Genomic DNA, 538 nt, shown 5'->3' on the forward strand with positions numbered 1-538 from the left:
TCGCTGCAGTGCGTCACGCGCTTGCAGGTTTGGGCGCGATGCGGCCGCGCCGCGCGGGCATCCTGCTCTCACTTTTCCGGATAGCAGCGATCACGAGGTTTCATTATCCGGCGCGTTCCGGCTTCGCTAGAGTCGAAGTCGAACCCATCGACCCTGCGCGCCTCGCGTGCCCCCGGCCGCGCCTTCCCCGGAGCCCTGCCATGTCCCCTGCCTCGCCGTCCGCCGTTTCCTTCGCCGAACGTTTCGGCCTGCGCCTGCCGCTGGTGCAGGCGCCGATGCTGGGCGCGAGCCCCGCCGCGATGGTGGCCGCGGTCTCGAACGCCGGCGCGCTCGGCAGCCTCGGCGGCGCCGGCCTCGCGCCCGAGCGGCTCGCCGCCGAGATCGAGACGATCCGCGCGGCCACTGCGCGCGCCTTCGCGGTGAACCTGTTCGTGCTCGACGAGGCGCGTCCCGACGAGGCCACGGTGCGTCGCGCGCTGGCGGCGATCGATCCGTTGCGCGCGCGCGTCGGCCTGGCTCCCGGCGCGCCGCTGGCGCG

1 protein-coding gene is annotated in these 538 nt (G+C 74.2%); it reads left to right on the top strand.

Annotated elements, in window-relative coordinates; genetic code table 11:
- Positions 1–200 precede the first annotated feature (200 nt).
- Positions 201–538 (top strand): nitronate monooxygenase (locus HWX25_RS32865; protein WP_175912759.1); only part of this gene is annotated, 338 nt, incomplete at its 3' end.

The organism is Burkholderia sp. BCC1640 (assembly GCF_902833125.1).
In the GTDB taxonomy this organism is placed as follows: domain Bacteria; phylum Pseudomonadota; class Gammaproteobacteria; order Burkholderiales; family Burkholderiaceae; genus Burkholderia; species Burkholderia diffusa.